General features: G+C 72.8%; 15 protein-coding genes. 5 read left to right on the top strand and 10 right to left on the bottom strand.

Annotation, left to right across the window (positions count from 1 at the left end; all coding sequences use genetic code 11):
• Positions 1–2 precede the first annotated feature (2 nt).
• Together ABD126_RS30955 and ABD126_RS30950 are read right to left on the bottom strand one after the other, a co-directional pair.
• On the bottom strand, positions 3–599 hold the full coding sequence (locus ABD126_RS30955; RefSeq protein WP_343937654.1) for a DUF3558 domain-containing protein: 597 nt from the start codon (positions 597–599) through the stop codon (positions 3–5).
• 6 nt (positions 600–605) lie between these two features.
• Positions 606–1,016 carry a hypothetical protein gene (locus ABD126_RS30950; RefSeq protein WP_343937652.1) on the bottom strand — a complete coding sequence of 137 codons (411 nt, stop codon included), beginning with the start codon at positions 1,014–1,016 and terminating at the stop codon, positions 606–608.
• Between the two features lie 392 nt (positions 1,017–1,408).
• Between ABD126_RS30950 and ABD126_RS30945 the strand changes: the two genes are divergently transcribed.
• Entirely contained in the window at positions 1,409–2,086 is a 678-nt protein-coding gene (locus ABD126_RS30945) for a hypothetical protein (protein WP_343937650.1), read from the top strand.
• On the opposite strand, the gene ABD126_RS30940 is transcribed toward ABD126_RS30945, so the two are convergent.
• The 3 genes from ABD126_RS30940 to ABD126_RS30930 all read right to left on the bottom strand — a co-directional run bounded on the left by ABD126_RS30940 (position 2,068) and on the right by ABD126_RS30930 (position 6,174).
• Positions 2,068–2,748 (bottom strand): helix-turn-helix domain-containing protein, encoded by a 681-nt coding sequence (locus ABD126_RS30940; protein WP_343937648.1) that lies wholly within the window; start codon positions 2,746–2,748, stop codon positions 2,068–2,070. The two genes, ABD126_RS30945 and ABD126_RS30940, sit on opposite strands and share 19 nt — an antisense overlap.
• A gap of 256 nt (positions 2,749–3,004) precedes the next feature.
• Positions 3,005–4,396, bottom strand: coding sequence for a carbohydrate-binding protein (locus ABD126_RS30935; protein WP_343937646.1), 1,392 nt, complete (start codon positions 4,394–4,396; stop codon positions 3,005–3,007).
• Between the two features lie 107 nt (positions 4,397–4,503).
• Positions 4,504–6,174, bottom strand: coding sequence for a bifunctional 3'-5' exonuclease/DNA polymerase (locus ABD126_RS30930; RefSeq protein ID WP_343937644.1), 1,671 nt, complete (start codon positions 6,172–6,174; stop codon positions 4,504–4,506).
• A gap of 91 nt (positions 6,175–6,265) precedes the next feature.
• Between ABD126_RS30930 and ABD126_RS30925 the strand changes: the two genes are divergently transcribed.
• Complete coding sequence (locus tag ABD126_RS30925) at positions 6,266–8,275, top strand: tetratricopeptide repeat protein (protein ID WP_343937642.1); 2,010 nt, start codon at positions 6,266–6,268, stop codon at positions 8,273–8,275.
• Here the strand turns inward: ABD126_RS30925 and ABD126_RS30920 are convergent.
• Both ABD126_RS30920 and pruA read right to left on the bottom strand, forming a co-directional pair.
• Positions 8,272–9,195 (bottom strand): proline dehydrogenase family protein, encoded by a 924-nt coding sequence (locus tag ABD126_RS30920; RefSeq protein ID WP_343937640.1) that lies wholly within the window; start codon positions 9,193–9,195, stop codon positions 8,272–8,274. The genes ABD126_RS30925 and ABD126_RS30920 overlap by 4 nt on opposite strands.
• 2 nt (positions 9,196–9,197) lie before the next feature.
• Positions 9,198–10,823 carry an L-glutamate gamma-semialdehyde dehydrogenase gene (gene pruA, locus ABD126_RS30915; RefSeq protein WP_343937638.1) on the bottom strand — a complete coding sequence of 542 codons (1,626 nt, stop codon included), beginning with the start codon at positions 10,821–10,823 and terminating at the stop codon, positions 9,198–9,200.
• Positions 10,824–10,998: 175 nt separating this feature from the next.
• Between pruA and ABD126_RS30910 the strand changes: the two genes are divergently transcribed.
• Together ABD126_RS30910 and ABD126_RS30905 are read left to right on the top strand one after the other, a co-directional pair.
• Positions 10,999–12,540 (top strand): PucR family transcriptional regulator, encoded by a 1,542-nt coding sequence (locus ABD126_RS30910; protein ID WP_343937636.1) that lies wholly within the window; start codon positions 10,999–11,001, stop codon positions 12,538–12,540.
• Between the two features lie 24 nt (positions 12,541–12,564).
• Positions 12,565–13,602 carry a fatty acid desaturase family protein gene (locus tag ABD126_RS30905; protein WP_425542908.1) on the top strand — a complete coding sequence of 346 codons (1,038 nt, stop codon included), beginning with the start codon at positions 12,565–12,567 and terminating at the stop codon, positions 13,600–13,602.
• 88 nt (positions 13,603–13,690) lie between these two features.
• Here ABD126_RS30905 and ABD126_RS30900 read toward each other — a convergent pair whose 3' ends face one another.
• Genes ABD126_RS30900 through ABD126_RS30890 form a run of 3 tightly spaced genes read right to left on the bottom strand, consistent with a single transcriptional unit; the run spans position 13,691 to position 16,823 of the window.
• Positions 13,691–14,449 (bottom strand): DUF3152 domain-containing protein, encoded by a 759-nt coding sequence (locus ABD126_RS30900; protein WP_343937632.1) that lies wholly within the window; start codon positions 14,447–14,449, stop codon positions 13,691–13,693.
• Entirely contained in the window at positions 14,446–15,318 is an 873-nt protein-coding gene (locus ABD126_RS30895) for a DivIVA domain-containing protein (protein WP_343937630.1), read from the bottom strand. The genes ABD126_RS30900 and ABD126_RS30895 overlap by 4 nt, the downstream gene beginning before the upstream one ends.
• The gene (locus tag ABD126_RS30890; protein ID WP_343937628.1) at positions 15,291–16,823 is read right to left on the bottom strand and encodes a putative glycoside hydrolase; all 1,533 of its coding nucleotides are present in this window, start codon (positions 16,821–16,823) and stop codon (positions 15,291–15,293) included. Before ABD126_RS30890 ends, ABD126_RS30895 begins: the two co-directional genes overlap by 28 nt.
• Positions 16,824–16,989: 166 nt before the next feature.
• On the opposite strand from ABD126_RS30890, the gene ABD126_RS30885 reads away from it, so the two are divergent.
• Positions 16,990–18,030 (top strand): polysaccharide deacetylase family protein, encoded by a 1,041-nt coding sequence (locus tag ABD126_RS30885; protein ID WP_343937626.1) that lies wholly within the window; start codon positions 16,990–16,992, stop codon positions 18,028–18,030.
• Positions 18,031–18,153: the final 123 nt, after the last annotated feature.

The raw sequence follows: 18,153 nt of genomic DNA, 5'->3' as shown, positions 1-18,153 counted from the left end.
GGCTACCCCTTCAGGATTCCTACGACCGTCGCCCCGAGCTTCTCCGAGGCGTCGCAGGGCTTGCCGGCGTTGGCTTTGTCTTCGGGCGCGATGTTGGCCTGCACGACCACCGCGTCTTTGTCCGAGGAGCCGATCACCGTCGTGCAGTCCTTGGTGCCGCTCGCCGTGTCGTAGCTGATCGCCGGGTAACCGGCCACGGTGGCGTCGCGGAACACCTTCAGGGACTTGCTGTTCTCCCGGTACGACTCAAGCGTGGGGCCCTTGGTCACGAGCACGATGCGGTAGGTCGAGTCCTTGAGCACATCCGTGCCGATCCAGGCGCAGCCCGGCCCGTTGGGGCTGTCCTCCCGCTCCGCGGGGTCGAAAGTGCCCAGGGGAGAGAGTTGGGCGGGGGTCAGGATGGTGCACGGGTCGCTCGCGAACTTCCCGAGGTCCAGTGCACCGGGGCCGCTCGGCTTCGCGCTGGTCTTGGTCGTGGTGGTGGACCCACCGCCCGTGGTGGACGCCGGCGTGGGCGTGCCGGTGTTCGGCGAGGTGCAGGCGGCGAGCGCGATCGCGGTGGCGCCGACGGCGAGGACAGACCGGAGAATGCGGTTCAAGGAGTTTCAGTCCCTCGGCTTGAGTGCGTCCTGGGCGGCCGAGTCCGTGTTCTTGTAGGCCGCCAGCGCGTCTTTGATGTTCTGGATCGTGTTCATGAGGGCTTTCTGCGCCTCTTCGTTGGCCCAGCCGTAGCCGCCCTGTTGGGTGCCGGCCGTCTCGCGGATCTTCAGCGTGGCGAACCCGCTGTAGGCGTCCTTGCCCGGCGAGCCGGACTGCGAGATCTCGTCGGCGGCCCGCTTGGCCTTCTGCAACTCCTTGACCGCCGCGTCCAGGCCCTTGATCAGGTTCTCCGCCTCGTCCGGGTCCACGAAGAACCGGGTTTGCGACACCACGTAACCGCCGGCGCCGCCGGGTGCCTTGGACACCGTGTCGCCCACGAAGCTGAGCTTGCCGCCCCCGCCCTCGGCGTCGTACATCGTTCGCGCTCCCCTCACGCCAACCGCCGATCAATGATGGCACAGCAGGTCAGCGCGGTCCGGGAGTTCGACGCGGTTACTCCTGGTGGGGGATGTCGCGCCCGTACCGGTGAACGCCGGTGTGCCTTCCGCTTGTCCATGACGGACGGCTGGGATGTCCGATCTGTTCAAGACGGCGGTCGGGTGGGCGGAATAGCGTCTTGGGCATGGTGGATTTGGCCAGGCGTTTTTTGTGGCTCAACGCTCGGGTGTTGGAGCAGCGGCGGTTTGCGTTCCTGTTCGACGGTGGGGCCGCTGGGGCTGTTGTAGCGGCTGTGGTGGCTTATCGGAATGACGATGGCGGGTTCGGGCACGCCCTGGAGCCCGATGGGCGTGGGCCTACCAGTCAGCCGTTGCACACCTACACCGCGTTGACGCTGTTGCGGGAGGTCGGGGACGAGTCGTGTGTGGCTGGTGCGGTGGAGTTCTTCGCCTCTGTTGCCAATGACGACGGCGGGCTGCCGAACTGCTTGGAGACGGCTCGGGAGCACCCGCGTGCTCCCTGGTGGCAGGTCGGCGCCGGGACCGATCTGTTGATGACCGGGTTGGCCGCCGGCGTGTTGCACTCGTTCGGGGTTGAGCACCCCTGGCTGGACAAGGCGACCGCGTTGGTGTGGGACGCGATTCACTCGTTGGAGGACAGTCACCCGTACGAGGTCAACGCCTGCGCTCGGTTCCTCGACCACGTGCCGGACCGCGCGCGGGCCGAGGTCGCGGCCAAGCGGTTGGGCGAGTTGGTGCGGGACAAGGGGTTGGTCGACCTCGGGGACGGGGAGGCGCCCGAGGGGTACGCGGTCGGGGAGACGCACAAGCCGCACCACTACGCGCCCACGCCGGACAGCCTCGCGCGGCGGTGGTTCGGCGACGACGAGATGGCGCGCGACCTCGACCGGTTGGTGGCGGAGCAGCAGGAGGACGGGGGCTGGACGTTCCCGTGGAACGCGTGGACGCCCGTGACCACCTACGAGTGGCGGTCGATCGTGACGATCGAGGCGTTGAAGACCTTGAAGGCCTACGGCCGGATCAGCTGACCCAGCGGGACGCCCGCCAGCTCCTTCACCTCGCGGGACAGGTGCGCCTGGTCGGCGTACCCGGTGCGGTGGGCGACGTCGGCGAACGGCACCCCGCGCCACGCCAGCTTCACCGCCCGGTCGAAGCGCAGCACGCGGTGCAGGACCTTGGGGCCGTAGCCGAACGCGTCGAGGGACCGGCGGTGGAGTTGGCGGGTGCTCAGGCCCAGGTCGTCGGCCATCGCCGCGACGGTCGTGGGGAGCGCTCGGGTGACGGCCCGCGCCAGCGGGTCCGGTGGGTTGGCGCGGAGCCGGTGCGCGGCGGCTTCGGCCAGGACGGCGCACGGGTCGGTGGCGGTGGCCAGGGCGTCTTCCAAGCGGGCCGGGTGGTTCCACAGGTCGGCCAGCGGGACGCGCAGGTCGCGCAGGGCGTGCGCCGGGACGCCCAGGACGGACGGGCCGACGCCGGGGGCGAAGCGGACGCCGTAGAGGGTGCCGGGGCGCATGTCGGTGAGGTGGCCCGTGGTGTCCGGGCCGGCGACGAAGAGGGCGCCGGTGTCGGACCACATGAGGTCGGTGCAGCCGTCCGGGACGACGCGGCCGGTCGTCGGGGTGTCGGCGGAGCGTTCCCAGAGGCAAACCAGGCCCGGGTGGGTCGTGGCTCGTTCCCGGTAGTGGCTCATGGCGGTGGGGCGGGGAGGGGCCCGGTCCGGATCGGGGTGACCTGCACCTGACCAGCCTAATCGCGGTCGGTGGGGTGGGGGAGGGGTGCGGGTGGGCGGGGTGGAGGAGGAGTGCGTGGCGGGCCGCGGGTGGGGGAGGAGGAGGGCGTGGCGGGCCGCGGGTGGGGGAGGAGGAGGGCGTGGCGGGCCGCGGGTGAGGGGAGGAGGGGTGCGTGGCGGGCCGCGGAGGAGGTTGCGGCCCGCCACTGGTCGTGGGTCAGGTGGTGAACTTCAGCCAGTTCACGCTGACGTAGGCCGCGGGTTGGCCGCTGGTGAAGGTGATGTAGACGTCGTGCGTGCCGGTCACGCCGGCGATGTTGGCCGGGATGGTGCGCCAGCTCTGCCAGCCACCGGTGTTGGCGATGGCGAAGCTGCCGATCGGGGCCGCCGTCGGGCTGTCCAGTCGGACCTCCACCAAGCCGCTCACGCCGCCTGCCGCGCCCGACGCCGCTCTGGCCACGAACTGGCGGGCCGTGCCCGAGCCGAAGCGGACGCCGGAGAAGCGCAGGTGGTCGCCGTTCTTCAGCCCGCCCACGTCCTGGCCGCCTTCCGAGCACGCCTCGACGGTGCCGCCGGAGCGGGCGGTCGCCTGTTCGGCCTGGATCTCGGTGTACGCGTCCCAGCCGCTGCCGCCGGGCGGGTTGGTGGTGGTCGTGGTGGGCGGTGTGCCGGTGCCGGCGGTCCACACGGCCACGTAGTCCACGACCATCGAGTGGCCGGGAACGGTGGCGGCGGTCGGGGTCGCGTGGCCTGCCACGCCGTTGGGGAACGCGCCGCCCATCGCCAGGTTGAGCAGGATGAAGTATCCCGCGTGGCCGGTCATGTTGTTCCACGTCGTCGCGTCGAACTGGTTCTGGTTGACGCTGTGGAACTGCTGCCCGTCCACGTACCAGCGGAACTGCTTCGGGCTGACGCTCTCGTCCCACTCGAACCGGTAGGTGTGGAACGCCGACTGGCACGTCGAACCGGGGCACGCCCGGCTGGCGCCCAGGCCGTTGGTCTCGTTGCACGGCCCGCCGGGGTTCACGCCGCAGTGCAGCACGCCCCACACGGAGTTGATGCCGTTGACGTTCTCCATGATGTCGAACTCGCCGATGGCGGGCCAGTTCCAGTAGTTGCCCCGGTAGGGCGACCCCAGCGCCCAGAACGCGGGCCAGTAGCCGAGCGCCGCGCCGCCGGTGACGTTCGGCATCTGGATGCGGCCCTCGATCGCGAGCTTGCCGCCGGCCGGTGGGCGGAAGTTCGAGCGCTGGGTCTCGATGCGGGCCGACGTCCAGTTGCCGGCGCCGTCGCGCAACGCGGTGATGCGCAGGTTGCCGTTGCCGTCCAAGCGGATGTTGGACGTGGAGTTGGTGTAGTTCTGGATCTCGCCGGTGCCCCAGTTGCCGGGGCCGCCGGGGTAGCCGTGGCCGAGGTCGAAGATCCAGTTGGCGCCGGAGGGCAGGGTGTTGGCGGCGCCGGTGAAGTCGTCGCTCCACTGGAGCGTCCAGCCCGGTGGCGTGGGCGGCACCGAGGCGTCGGCCGAGATCGTGGCGAAGACCGCGGCGGGAACGGCGGCGAGCAGGGCGGCGGCGGTGGCGAGCACGCGTCGCCTTCGACTGGGTCCCATGCGCGGGTGACCTCCTTGTCACTCGTTCTGCACGGCAACAAATTCGGTTGTGCGTTCATGAGAGCGCTCTCACGACCGAGACTCAATCGACCGAACGGCGCAATGGGCTACTTGGCGTCGGCGTAGCACTCCACCGCGACGGCGTTGATGGGGAACCGCACCGGTGTTCGCCCGAACACCAGCCGGGACGCTTCCTCGCCCGCCGCCGTGATCTCCGCGCACACCACGTCCGCCGACTCGGCCGGGGTGTGGACCAGGACTTCGTCGTGCTGGAAGAACACCAGGTGCGCGCCCGGCGCCGTCTGGTGCAGCCGTCTGCGCAACGCGCCCAGCAGCGCGGCCGTCCAGTCGGCCGCGCTCGCCTGCACCACGAAGTTGCGGGTGAACCGGCCCCAGTCGCGCGCCGCCCGCCGACCCTGCCGGACCGCCTCCTCGCCCTCGTCGGCGCTGCCGGTCACCTCGTGCCACGCCGCCGACGGCGGCGGGCTGGTGCGACCCAGCCGCGAGCGGACCATCCGGCCCTGCTCACCGGCCACCGCCGCCGCCTCCACGTACCCCACCGCCTCGGGGAACCGGCGTCTGAGCACGGCCAGCAGCGCACCGGCCTCCCCGGCCGTGCCCCCGTACATCGCCGACAGCATGGCGACCTTCGCCCGCCCCCGATCGCCGTCGAACGCGTCGGCCGCCAGTGTCGTGTAGAGGTCGTCGTCGGCGGACACCTCCGCCAGCCGCCGGTCGCCGGACAGCGCCGCCAGCACCCGCGGCTCCAGCTGGGACGCGTCCGCCGCCACCAGCGCCCACCCCGGGTCGGCCACCACGGCCCGGCGCAGCGTGCGCGGGATCTGCAACGCCGCGCCGCCCCGGGTGGCCCACCGGCCGGACACGACCCCGCCCACCACGTAGTCGGCCCGGAACCGGCCCCCCGACACCCACTGGTCCAACCAGGACCACCCGTGCGCCACCCACAGCCGCGCCAGCTCCTTGTACTCCAGCAGCGGCGCGACCGCCGGGTGGTCCACCTTCTTCAGCACCCACGCCCGCGCGGACGGCACGTCGACGCCCTCCCGCCCGAACGCCCGCACGATGCTCGCCGGCGCGTCCGGGTTGACCGCCCGACCGCCGAACGCCGCCGTGATCCGGTCGGCCAGCTCGGCGAGCCTCGCCGGCCGGACCCCGTTGGCCGGGCGCGGCCCCAGCAGCTCGGTCAACAGCTCGTCGTGCACGTCCTCGCGCCACGGCAGCCCGTGGTGGGTCATCTCGGCCGCCGCCAGGGCGCTCGCGGACTCGGCGGCGACCAGCAGCCGCAGGCCGTCGGCGTGCGGCAGCGCGGCCAAGGCGCGTTGCCGCTCCGCGTGCACCGCGACCACGGCCTCCAGCGGGTCCTCATCACCGGGCAGCGGCTCCCGCTCGGGCTCGAACAGCGTGGGCTGGGACTCGCGCTTGCGCGGCCCGTGGTCCTCGGGCACCGGGAGGCCCCGCAGCCGCGCGACGGCCGCCCCCAGGCCGCGCGGCTCCCGGTGCCTGCCCTGGTGGGCGAGCAGCAACGACTCGACGTGCCACAGGTCGAGGCACCGCTCCACCCGCACGCCCCGGGCGAGCAGCTCCGGGTAGACCTCCGCGGTGGACGACCACAGCCAGCGCGGCCCCCGCCGCTCCCACTCCGCGACGGTGGCCGCGAGGTCGGCGGTCTCGATCACCGGACCGGTGGGCACGCCGGCGGCGGAGAGCGGCCGGAGGCGACCGGCGTTCTCCCCGTGCGGCACCAGTGCGATGAACATGCCTGGGATTGTGCCAACGACCACCGACAATTCCGGCGCGAGCGGGACCGACCCGATCGTGGTCGGGGCCCGGGGTGCAGGATGTCGGTCCGTGATCAGTTCGCCTGGCGCGCTGCTGGACCCGCGGCACGAGGTGGTGCCCTTCCACGGCCGGACCGCCGAGCTCGCCGGGCTGGCGCGCTGGCGGGACGCGGCCGTGCTGCGGTCGGTGCTGCTCCTGCACGGCCGGTCCGGGGTGGGCAAGACGCGGCTGGCCCGGCGGTTCGCCGGGGACGACCTGGTCGTCGTGGACGACGCGGACCTGGCGCCGTGGCACGACGTCCTCGCCCTCCTGCGCGACGGGCCGACCCGCGTGCTGCTGGTCGCGCGCGCCGCGGGCTGGTGGTGGTCGGCCACCCGGCAACGCGCCGCCGACCTGCACTACGCGTCCGAGGACCTCGAACTCGGCCCGTGCCCCGAGGAGCACGACCGGGTGTTCGCGATCGCCTGCGAACGGTTCGCCGACGCCCTCGACCTGCCCCGGCCGGACGTCGCGCCACCGCGGTGCGACACGTTCCACGACGTCCACCTCGCCGCGCTCGCCGCCGTCCACGGCGACCGCTCGGACAACGCCGTCGAGCACGTCCGCCGCGTGGTCAGCGTCGACCCGGACCCGCCGACCACCGGCCGCCTCGCCGAGGACGCCCTCGCCGTGACCCTCCTGGACGACCGCATCGCGCCCGCGCCGGACGCCCTGGACACCCTCCTGCGCGCCGCCGAGCGCTGGCCGCACGTCCGCGACCGGGCCGTGGAGCTGTTCACCGCCGACCCGGGATTGGTCGCGAAGGCGGGCGCCGGACAGTTGCGCGTCCTCAAGGACCACCCGGAAGTCGTTGCGCGCCAGGTGTTCGACGACCCGCGCTGCCACGGTGACGTCCTGCCCGCCCTGCTCACCCACGCACTCCTGCGCGACGCCGAAGACCTCCGGGAACGCGCCGAGCTGAACGGACTCCTCAGTGCCCGCGCCGCACTGGCCGCGCTGCGCGAGGAGGCCGTGCGGGCGTCCCGGGAGGAGGTTTCGCTGCGCCGGCGACTGGTCGACCACGACCCGGTCGAGCACCGACCCGCGCTGGCGGACGCGTTGGGCGACCTCAGCCTGCGCCTGGTGGCGGCGAAGCGGGCCGAGGAAGCCCTGTTCGTGGCGGAGGAAGCGGTCGCCTGGTGCCGGCTGGTCACGGCCGACGACCGGGACGGCGCGGCGCAGCTCGCCGCCGCGCTGGACCGGCTGGGCCTGCGGTACGCGGCCGTGGGGCGCAAGGAGGACGCGGCGACCGCCGTCGCCGAGTCCGCGGAGCTGTTCGACGAGCTGGCCCGGCAGCACCCCGCGTCGTTCCGGCTCGACGCGGCGAAGACCGCGCACCACCTGGCGGCCCGGCTGTTCGAGGTGGGGCGGCGCGCGGAGGCCGGGCACGCGACGCGGCGCGCGGTGCTCCAGTGGCGGGCGGTCGCGGCCGACGACCCGCGCTACGAGGCCGAGTTCGCCGGCACGCTGCGGTCGGTCGCGGCGCTGCTGGCGGCCTTCGGCAGGCCCACGGAGGCGGCGGCGGTGGTGCGCGAGTCGATCGGCGTGCTGCGCCGGCTCGCGGAGGTGAACCCGCGCGACTTCGAACCCGTCCTGGCGTCCGTGCTGGGCGACCTCGGCGTGCTGTTCCGCCGGTTGGACCGCCGGTCCGAGGCGGCGCAGGCGTTCGAGGACGCCGTGGCGGTGTGGCGGCGGGTGCCGCGGGCCGCGGACCGGCTGGCGCGGGCGTGGCACCTGCTGGCCGACAGCGCGGTCACCAACGAGGTCGCCCGCGCCGGGGCGCGGATGGCGCTGCTGCTGTGGCAGTTGACCGGCTGCCACGACGGTGTTCGTTACGCCGAAACGCTTTCGCTGTACGCGCGGCGGTGCGCCGAGGTCGGCACGGACCTCGACCACGCCCTGGCGGCGGCGCACCGGGCGGTCGAGCTGCTGCGGTCCGCGCGGGCCGAGCCGGAACGGCTGGCCCGCGCGGAGCACGCGGTGCAGGAGGTGGTCCGGGCGCACCCCGCGCGCACCCGCGACCTCCCCAGTTCCCCCTAGCTCTTCGTGACCAGCGAACGCAGCAAGAACGCCACGTTCGCCGGGCGCTCGGCCAGCCGCCGCATGAAGTAGCCGTACCACTCGTCGCCGTACGGCACGTACACGCGCATGCGGTTGCCCTCGGCGGCCAGCCGCTTCTGCTCCTCGGGCCGGATGCCGTACAGCATCTGGAACTCGTAGGAGTCCTTGCCCCGGCCCGCCGCCAGGTCCGCCGCGATGGCGATCAGGCGCGGGTCGTGCGAGGCGACCATCGGGTAGCCCTCGCCCTTCATCAGGACCTTCAGGCACCGCACGTAGGACAGGTCCACTTCGGACTTGTCCTGGTACGCCACGGAAGCGGGCTCCTGGTAGGCGCCCTTGCACAGCCGGACGCGCGACCCGGCGTGCGCCAGGTCCCGGCAGTCCTGCTCGGTGCGCTTGAGGTAGGCCTGGAGCACCGCGCCCACCCACGGGAAGTCCACGCGCAGCTCCCACAGGATGCTCAGCGTCGAGTCCGTGGTGGTGTGGTCCTCCATGTCGAGGGTGACGGTGGTGCCGGCGGCCTCGGCGGCGGAACAGATCCTCCGCGCGTTCTCCAGGGCGACCTTCTCGCCGTCCAGCGGCAGGAACTGGCCCACCGCGGACAGCTTCACCGACACCTCGGCGCGGTCGGCGTACCCGGCGTCGCGCAGCCGGCCGAGCAGCTCCAGGTACGCGTCCACGGTGGCGGTGGCCTGGGCCGCGTCGCGGGTGTCCTCGCCGAGGTGGTCCAGCGTGACGAGCCGGCCGTCGGCCAGCACCTCGCCGGTGGTGGCGACGGCCCCGTCGACGTCGTCGCCGGCGATGAACCGCTTGACCACGGGCCTGGTCAGCGGGGTGCTCTCCACGAGCTTGCGGATGGCGCCGGACCGCGAGGCGGCCAGCAGGGTCGAGCGCAGCATGGTCACCCCTGGTGCGGGTAGCGGTAGGACGTCGGCGGCACGAACGTCTCCTTGATGGAGCGCGGGCTGACCCAGCGCAGGAGGTTGTGCACCGAGCCCGCCTTGTCGTTGGTGCCCGACGCCCGGCCGCCGCCGAACGGCTGCTGCCCGACGACCGCACCGGTGGGCTTGTCGTTGACGTAGAAGTTGCCCGCCGCGAACCGCAGGTGCTCCTGCGCGTGGGCGATGGCCGCCCGGTCCCGCGCGATGACCGCGCCGGTGAGGCCGTACGGCGCGGCGCTCTCCATCTGCTTGAGCACGGTGTCGTAGTCGGCGTCGTCGAACACGTGCACGGCCAGGACCGGCCCGAAGTACTCGGTGGTGAACACCTCGTGGTCGGGGTTGCTGCCCAGCAGCACGGTCGGGCGCACGAAGAAGCCGTCGGTGTCGTCGGCGGTGCCGCCGGCGGCGACCTCCAGCGAGGAGTCGGACTTCGCGGCGTCCAGGACGCCCGAGAGCTTGTCGAACGAGCGGCGGTCGATGACCGCGCCGAGGAAGTTCGAGAAGTCGGTGACGTCGCCCATCGTGAGGGACTCGACCTCGGCCAGGAAGTCGTCCTTCACGCGGTTCCACACCGACCGCGGCACGTAGGCGCGGGAGGCGGCGGAGCACTTCTGGCCCTGGTACTCGAACGCGCCGCGGACCAGCGCGGTGCGCAGCACGTCGACGTCGGCGGACGGGTGCGCGAGCACGAAGTCCTTGCCGCCGGTCTCGCCGACGATGCGCGGGTACGAGCGGTAACCGGCGATGTTCGCGCCGACCTGGCCCCACAGGTGCTGGAAGGTCTTGGTCGAGCCGGTGAAGTGGATGCCCGCGAGGTCGGGGTCGGCCAGGGCGACCTCGGACACGGCCAGGCCGTCACCGGGGAGCAGGTTGATCACGCCCGGCGGCAGGCCGGCCTCTTCGAGCAGGCGCATGGTGAGGTGCGCGGCGAAGCTCTGCGTGGGCGACGGCTTCCACAGCACGACGTTGCCCATGAGGGCGGGCGCGGTGGGCAGGTTGCCCGCGATGGCCGTGAAGTTGAACGGCGTGATCGCGTAGACGAAACCCTCCAGCGGGCGGTGGTCGGTGCGGTTCCACACGCCGGGGGAGGACTGCGGCTGCTCGGAGATGAGCTGCCTGCCGAAGGCGACGTTGAACCGCCAGAAGTCGATCAGCTCGCACGCGGCGTCGATCTCGGCCTGGATCGCGGTCTTGGACTGCCCGAGCATGGTGGCCGCGTTGAGCGTCTGCCGCCACGGGCCGGCCAGGAGGTCGGCGGCCTTGAGCAGGATCGCGGCCCGGTCGTCGAACGACAGCGCGCGCCAACCGGGCGCGGCGGCCTTGGCGGCGGCGATGGCGTCCCGCGTGTCCTGCTGGGTGGCCCCGTGCAGGGTGCCCAGGACGGCCCGGTGGTTGTGCGGCTGGACGACGTCGAACTTCTCACCCCCGCCGACGCGCTGCTCGCCACCGACGGTCAGGGTCAGTTCGAGGGGCTCTTTGGCCAGCTCGGCCAGCTTCGCCTGCAGCTGCGCGCGCTCCGGGGTGCCGGGGGCGTAGCTGAGGACGGGCTCGTTCGCCGGCACGGGGACCCTGGTCACGGCATCCACAAGCAGCTCCTTCGCCACATGGTTGGGTGTCCGTTCACGGTAGGTCGGCGGACCGTGCGCCCCGTTGTCCGGACGTCTAGGCTTGGCCCCTCTCGGTTGTCCGAACGGACAAACAGTGGGCCGAGTGGCTGCCGCCCGAAGGAGGGGTCCGGTTGATCACCCCGGGGTGGCCGCGATGAGCCTGCGGCAGGTGCTGATCGCGCTGGGCGACCCGCTGGTCGAGATCCAGGTCGCGCCGCACGGGCTTGAGGTCGACGTGCACGACGTGGTCATCCTCGACCCCGACGACCAGCCCGATGTGCGGCCCGGGGACCTCGCCCTGGTGATCGGGGCCCGGGGGCGGGCCGCGTTGCCGCTGGTCAGAGCCGCCGGGGCGGGTGGGGCGGCTGCGGTGGCGGTGAAGGTGGACACGCCCTCGCCCGTGTTGCGGCAGGCCGCCGCCGATGTCGGGGTGGCGTTGTTGGCGGTTCGACCCGAGGTCCGGTGGGAGCACCTCGAAGCGCTCGCGCGCGGGGTGGTGTCCACCGCTCGGCTCACCGCCGATGCCGGGACGACCGAAGTGCTGGGGGACCTGTTCGCGCTCGCGCAGACCATCGCCGCGCTCACCGGCGGAATCGTCAGCATCGAGGACACCGCCAGTCGGGTGTTGGCCTATTCGCGGTCGTCGGACGAAGTGGACGAATTGCGGCGGCTGTCGATCCTGGGGCGGCAGGGACCCGAGCCGTACCTGAAGATGCTCCGCGAGTGGGGCGTCTACCAGCGGCTTCGGTCCGGGGAAGAGGTCGTCCGGATCGACGAGCGGCCCGAATTGGGGATTCGGCGGCGGATCGCCGTGGGTATTCACGCCGGGGCGCAGCCGTTGGGGACGATCTGGGTGCAGGAAGGCGCGACCCCGCTCACCGAACAATCCGAGCGGGCTTTGTTGGGGGCGGCCCGGGTCACCGCGTTGCACCTGGTCCAACAACGTGAGCCGACCGCCGCGTTCCGGGAGAACCTGCTCGCGTCGCTGCTCGACGGGCGGATGGACGCCGTGTCCGTGGCCGAGCAGATCGGGGCCGACCCGGGCAAGCCGGCGGCGGTCGTGGTGTTCGCGTTGCGCGGGCAGGAGCACGCCGACCGGATCCAGCACGAGTTGCGCCGCGCGGAGATGACCAGCCTGATCTCGGTGCACGCCGCCGCCTACCGGCGCAGCGCGCTGGTCAGCCAGTCGTCGGGGCGGACCTACGTGCTGTTGCCCGACCTGCCGCCCGGGGCGCCGTTGCCGGCGTTGACCAAGGAGATCGTGGCGGCGGCGCGCAAGCACATGGGGTTGCGGGTGCAGGGGGCGATCGGCTCGACCGTCTCGACCATGGACGACGTGGCGGTGGCCCGGGTCGAGGCGGACCGGGTGCTCGACGCCATGGCCCGCGACCTCGACGCCGACGTGGCCACGCTGGCCGACGTGCGCTCGCGGGTGCTGGTCAGCGAGGTGCTGGCGCTGCTGGCCGAGCACCCGCGCATCCGGGACCCGCGGCTGGACCGGCTGGACCCGGACCTCGCGCGGTCGCTGCTTGCGTACCTGGACGCGTTCGGCGACGTGCGGACCGCCGCCGCCCGCCTGCACGTCCACCCCAACACCCTGCGGTACCGGGTCCGGCGGGCGGCGGAGGTCGGCGGGTTCGAGCTGGACGACCCGCTGCTCCGGTTGTTCGCCCAGTTGCAACTCAGGCTGGCCTGAGGGCGTCACCCAGCGCCCCTTAGGCTGCGCGCCGTGAGCACCGATGTGTCGCCTCGGCGCGGCAGCGATTTCGCCGAACTGTCCAGGCTGGTCAAGCAGGCGGGTCTGCTCGACCGCCGGACCGGCTACTACGTGGTGTGCCTGGTGGCGGCCGTGGCCGCCCTCGCCGCCACCTGCGCCGCCGTCGTCCTGATCGGGGACTCGTGGTGGCAGCTCGTCCCGGCCGTCGCCCTGGCGGTCGTGTTCACCCAGATCGCGTTCCTCGGGCACGACGCCGGCCACAAGCAGGTGTTCACCACCAACCGCACCAACGCGGCCACCGGGCTGGTCCTGGGCAACCTGCTGATCGGCGTCGGCTACGGCTGGTGGATGGGCAAGCACAACCGCCACCACGCCAACCCCAACCACGAGGACGAGGACCCGGACGTCGACATCGCCGTGCTCGCGTTCAGCGCCGAGCAGGCCGAGCGCAAGCGCGGGTTCTTCCGGTTCGTGGTCAAGCACCAGGCGTGGCTGTTCTTCCCGCTGCTGCTGCTCGAAGGCTTCAGCCTGCACGTCATCGGGGCGGCCCCGGTGGCGCGGCGCGAGGTGCGGGCGTGGCGGGTCGAGGCGGCGCTGCTCGTGGTGCACGCGATCGGGTACTTGATGTTGGTCTTCTCGTCCATGTCGCCGGTGAAGGCGTTGGTGTTCATCGCCGTGCACCAGGGGTTGTTCGGCGTCTACATGGGGTGCTCGTTCGCGCCCAACCACAAGGGCATGCCGGTGCTGTCCGCCGGACATCAGCTGGACTTCCTGCGCAAGCAGGTCCTGACCTCCCGCAACGTCACCGGCGGCCGGTTCACCGACTTCCTGCTGGGCGGCCTGAACTACCAGATCGAGCACCACCTGTTCCCGAACATGCCGCGCCCGCACCTGCGGCGGGCGCAGGCGCTGGTCCGGGACTTCTGCCGGCAGCGGTCGATCTCCTACGCCGAGTGCGGCCTGTTCACCTCGTACGGGTACGTGCTGAAGTTCCTGCACGAGGCCGGCGCGCCGCTGCGGGCGGAGAAGGTCACGGCCTAGCTCGGCGGCGGGTCGGGTGCCCCGGCTAGCGCGGCCGGGGGGCGGGGCGTGTTCGGGTCAGCGCGGCCACGGGGCGGGCGTGCCCCGGCTAGCGCGGCCACGGGTCGGGCGTGCAGGTCTTGCCGTCCGCCGGGGCCTCGCCGCTGAGCGCGGCCAGCTCGTCGTTCGCGGTGCTCAGCGTCTGCTGCATCATGACCGGCGCGCGGGCGCCGTCCTCGGGGCACGGCTCGTGGCCGTACCCGAGGAAGTGCCCGACCTCGTGGTTCACCACATAGGCGCGGTAGGCCGTGAGGTCGTCGTAGGTGTGCGCGCCGCGGATCCAGCGGGGTGCGCTCAGGTAGACCGTGTCGCCGATGCGGCAGGACGTGTCGTAGGGCAGGTCGAAGCCGCACAGCTCGCGCGCGGTGTCCTGGGCGGCGAGCCGGATGCGCAGGGTCGGCGCGGTGTCCACCCGGCGGAACTCGAAACCTCTTCGCTTCCAGCCGCGCGGGTGGACGAGCGTGTGGTGCACCTGCGCGGCGAAGGGCTGGTCGCCCTCGGGCAGGGTGACGCCCTCCTCGACCTCGACGGAGTAGGCGAAGGCGGGTCCCGGCCCGGTCGGCTTGGCCGTGCCGGGGACGACGCGCCACCGGCCGGTGCCGTGGACGGGGAAGGGCGCGCCCGGCGGCAGGTCGGCCCCGACGCCGCGGACGGGCCTCGGGTCGGCGTGGGTGGGCGTGGTGACGACGGGCGGGCGGCCGTGGGCGGTGACGCGCATCGGGACGGTGCGGGTGTCCAGCGCCAGCACGGTGGCGGCGGCCAGGGAGAGCCCGGCCAGGTAGTGCACCACCGCCAACCGACCGGTCACGACCCGTCCGCCGCGGAAGCCGCCGGTGCCGCGGGGGTCGCCGCCGGCGCTGCGGGGCTCGCCGCCGGTGGCGCGGGGCTCGCTGCTGAGGCTGCGGGGCTCGCCGCTGGGGCTGCGGGGGTCGCCGCGCGGGCTGCGGGGCTTGCCGCCGGTGGCGCGGGGCTCGCGGCGGGGGCTGCGGGGCTCGGCGCTGGGGCTGGTGAGCCGGTCGCCTGCCCTGGCCGGCCCGCTGCGGGCACGGGCGGGACGGTGCCGGTGGCCGGTGCGGTCAGGTCCACCGCGGTGGCGTCCCCGGTCTCGTCGTCGCGCGGCACCGGGATGTCCAGTTCCGCGCACCACCGGTCGAGCAGCTTGCGCCGTTCCACCAGTTCCGCCGCGATCGCCCGCGCCTCGGCCGCCGCCCCCTCCACGATCTCCCGGGCCCGCCGGTCCGCCTCGGCCAGCCGCCGCTGGGTCTCCTGCTCGGTCTCGTCCAGCAGCACGGCCTGCCGGTCGGCCATCTCGCGCGCCTGCGCGACCAGCACCTCCGCCCGCTCGTGCGCGGCCTGCTCCTCCTTCTCCGCCTTCTGCCGGGCCACGTGCATCAGGTACCGGATGGTCCCCGACACCGTGTTCTCCTTGGAGTAGCCGGCGTGCAGCATCCGGTACTCCGCCAGCTCCGCCCGCGCCGCCTCCAGCTCGCGCCCCACGTCGTCCGCGGTCGCCAGGGCCGCGTCGCGGTCGGTCGTGAGCTGCTCCAGCCGTTCGAGCAGCTGCCGGATCGCCGCGTCGACCTCGCGCCGCTGGTAGCCGCACCACTCGCGGTTGAACGAGCCCGGTGTGAACTCCTCGCCGGCCATGGTCACAACCCCGCCGAGTCGTAGCGGCACGCCGGGTTCCACAGCAGGAACGACTTCACCCCGGCGTCGGCGGACGCGGTCACCTGCGCCTGCACCTCGCCCGGCCCGTAGTGGTGCTTGAGCGAGAACGCCTGCAACCACGGGATGACCGTCGCCCCGGTGTCCTTGGTCAGCTCCACGAAGTTCGCGATCGACGCCTTCACGATGTCGTACGGCTTGGCCTCCGGGTTGTCCACGCCGTACTCGCCCGGACCCCAGTGCGACGGGTAGACCATCGGCGCCACGTAGTCCACGTGCGCGGACAGCGCGGGGATGTCCTGGGCGATGTCCGTGCCGCTGTGCGCGGCGATGCCGAACACCGACGCGCCCAGGTACGCGCCGTGCGGCCGGACCGCCGCCCGCGAGTCGCGCAGGAAGTCCACGATGGACTGTTCCGGCGTCACGGTCAGGCCCGCGAACTCCATCTGCGACAACGGGCCGTCGGGCCGCCGCACGTAGTCGTACAGGATGTCGTCGAACCCCAGGGACGCCGCCTCCTTGGCCACCGCGATGTTGTACTCGCGCACCTCGGGGTTGGCGAAGTTGGTGAACGCGTACTCGCCGTAGTGCCGCGTCCACGGCCCACCGCCCTTGTTGCGCGCCAGGCGGTCGTGCGCGCCGGCCTCCCAGGACGCCTTGCCCAGCACCGGGTCCCGGAACGCGACCAGCCGGCCGACCACCCGCAACCCCATGCCGTGCAACTGGTCCACGGCCGCCTTCGCGTCGTAGTACCCGCGGCTCGCGCCGATCTGCTGCGCCAGCGGCACCTGCGAGGCGTAGCCGATCTCGCCGCTCTCGTCCTTGATGTCCAGCTGGACGGCGTCGATCTTCTTGTCCCGGGCCAGCGCCAGCACCGGCTCCCGCAACTCCTCGGTCGCCCACGCCGCCGCGCTCATGTGCACCGCCCGCATGCCCGGGTGGGGCACCTTCACCGCCATCTCGTGCCGCCCGGAGTTGCCCGCCGCGTCCTTGGCCTCCAGGACGAGCGTCGCGGGCACCGCTTGCAGCGTCGCCTCGAACTTCCCGTCCTTCACCGGCACCTTCTGGTCGCCCACCTGCACCTCGTCGGCCCCCTCGACCGCGCCGCGCACGGTCACCGGCCCCTTCGGCGACTTGGCGTCCACCTGGTCCACCGAGACCTTCGGCGGCGTGTTGTCCAGGGTGAACCGGCGCTCGATGACGGCGTCGGGCAGCCACGGCAGCGAGTTGGCCGCGCGCACGGTCAGCGTGTGCGGGCCCTCGGCCAGTTGGAGCCCGGACAACGACACGGCCTTTTCGCCGCGCCGCCCCTCGACCGCCTTGCCGTCCACCTCCACAACCACCCGATCGAGTTCACCCGGATCGTCCGCGGTGATGGCCACGCGCTCCCAGCCCGAATGGGTGACGGCACCGCCGTCGGACAATTCGGCGACCGCGAGACCGGTCGGCCGGGCCTGCAAGAATGTCGTGATCACGCCCGCGACCAGCAGCAATGCGACGGCTGCGGCCACCGGCACGAGGACCCTTCTCGTTTTTCGCGTGGAATTCGACATCAACGACTCCGATCAGCGCGGCGCATTACCAATGCGCGATATACCGCCTCAGGTGGCAGGTAAACCAGATGTCATCCGAATGTGTCAAACCGGCGAGCGACCCCCGTGGACCGGCGTACCTTGCGGAAACGTGAACCGCACCGCGTCGCCGTCCAAGCCCGCCCTGGCCGTTGCCGCGCTCCTCGCCGCCGGCGTGGTGGCGTGCGCCGAACCGGCCGCGCAGCAGTCGTCCAACACACCGGTGGCCGCGTCCTCCGCGCCCGCCCCGTCGTCGTCCGCGCCGCCCGACCCGGCCGCGGTCGGGGCCAACGAGCTGGGGCAGGTGCCGGTGCTGATGTACCACCGGCTGGTGGCGCAGCCGTCGTCGGTCTACGACCGGACCCCGGAGGCGTTCCGGGCCGAGCTGGAGCGGCTGGTCGCCGAGGACTACGTCCCGGTGACCACGCTGGAGTACGCGACCGGCCGCATTGAGATCCCGGCGGGCAAGCACCCGGTGGTGCTGACCTTCGACGACGGCGACCCGACGCAGTTCGCGCTGGACGCCTCCGGGCAGCCCGCGCCGGGCACGGCCGTGGCGATCCTGCTCGACGTGGCCGCCAAGCACCCCGGGTTCCGGCCCGTGGCCAGCATGTACGTCAACGCCGCGCCGTTCGGGTCGGCCGACGGCTCCGGCGTGCTGCCGTGGCTGCGCGACCACGGGTTCGAGATCGGCAACCACACCCAGTACCACACGAACCTGTCGTCGGTGTCGGCCGAGGAGGCGCAGCGGGCGATCACCGAGGGGCAGCGCGAGATCCAGCGGGCGGTGCCGGACTACCCGGTCAAGAGCCTGGCGCTGCCGTTCGGCGCGATCCCGCGCGACCCGGTGCTGGCCATGCGCGGCGGCGCGGACGGCATGTCGTACGACTACGCGTGCGTGCTGCTGGTCGGCTCGAACCCGGCCCCGTCGCCGTTCGCGGCCGACTTCGACCCGCTCAACACGCCGCGCATCCGGTCCCAGGACGCGACCGGCGAGGACGCGGCGTTCGGGTCCGCGGTGTGGCTGGACAAGCTGGCCGCGAACCCCGCCCAGCGCTACACGTCCGACGGCGTGCCCGACCGGATCTCGTACCCATCGACGGCGGGCGTGGTGCCGGCGCCCCAGCACGCCGCCCGAGCGGTGGCATATTGACCTGCTGGTGTACCCCTGGGTGCACTGCCCGTAACCGGTCGGACCGGCTTTCCACCCGAAGGGGACAACCGCGCATGCCGGACGTGGCACGCGGGCACTCCCCGGTCAGGAGCGACTGGGGAG

Origin of the sequence: Saccharothrix mutabilis subsp. mutabilis, assembly GCF_039521145.1 — a bacterium.
Lineage (GTDB): Bacteria > Actinomycetota > Actinomycetes > Mycobacteriales > Pseudonocardiaceae > Actinosynnema > Actinosynnema mutabilis.
This window is presented reverse-complemented; position numbering and strand designations above follow the sequence as displayed.

Coding starts and splice junctions, on each gene's coding strand:
- ABD126_RS30950 (WP_343937652.1), bottom strand. CDS start 1,016: ATGTACGACGCCGAGGGCGGGGGCGGCAAGCTCAGCTTCGTGGGCGAC.
- ABD126_RS30940 (WP_343937648.1), bottom strand. CDS start 2,748: ATGAGCCACTACCGGGAACGAGCCACGACCCACCCGGGCCTGGTTTGC.
- ABD126_RS30935 (WP_343937646.1), bottom strand. CDS start 4,396: ATGGGACCCAGTCGAAGGCGACGCGTGCTCGCCACCGCCGCCGCCCTG.
- ABD126_RS30930 (WP_343937644.1), bottom strand. CDS start 6,174: ATGTTCATCGCACTGGTGCCGCACGGGGAGAACGCCGGTCGCCTCCGG.
- ABD126_RS30920 (WP_343937640.1), bottom strand. CDS start 9,195: ATGCTGCGCTCGACCCTGCTGGCCGCCTCGCGGTCCGGCGCCATCCGC.
- ABD126_RS30910 (WP_343937636.1), top strand. CDS start 10,999: ATGAGCCTGCGGCAGGTGCTGATCGCGCTGGGCGACCCGCTGGTCGAG.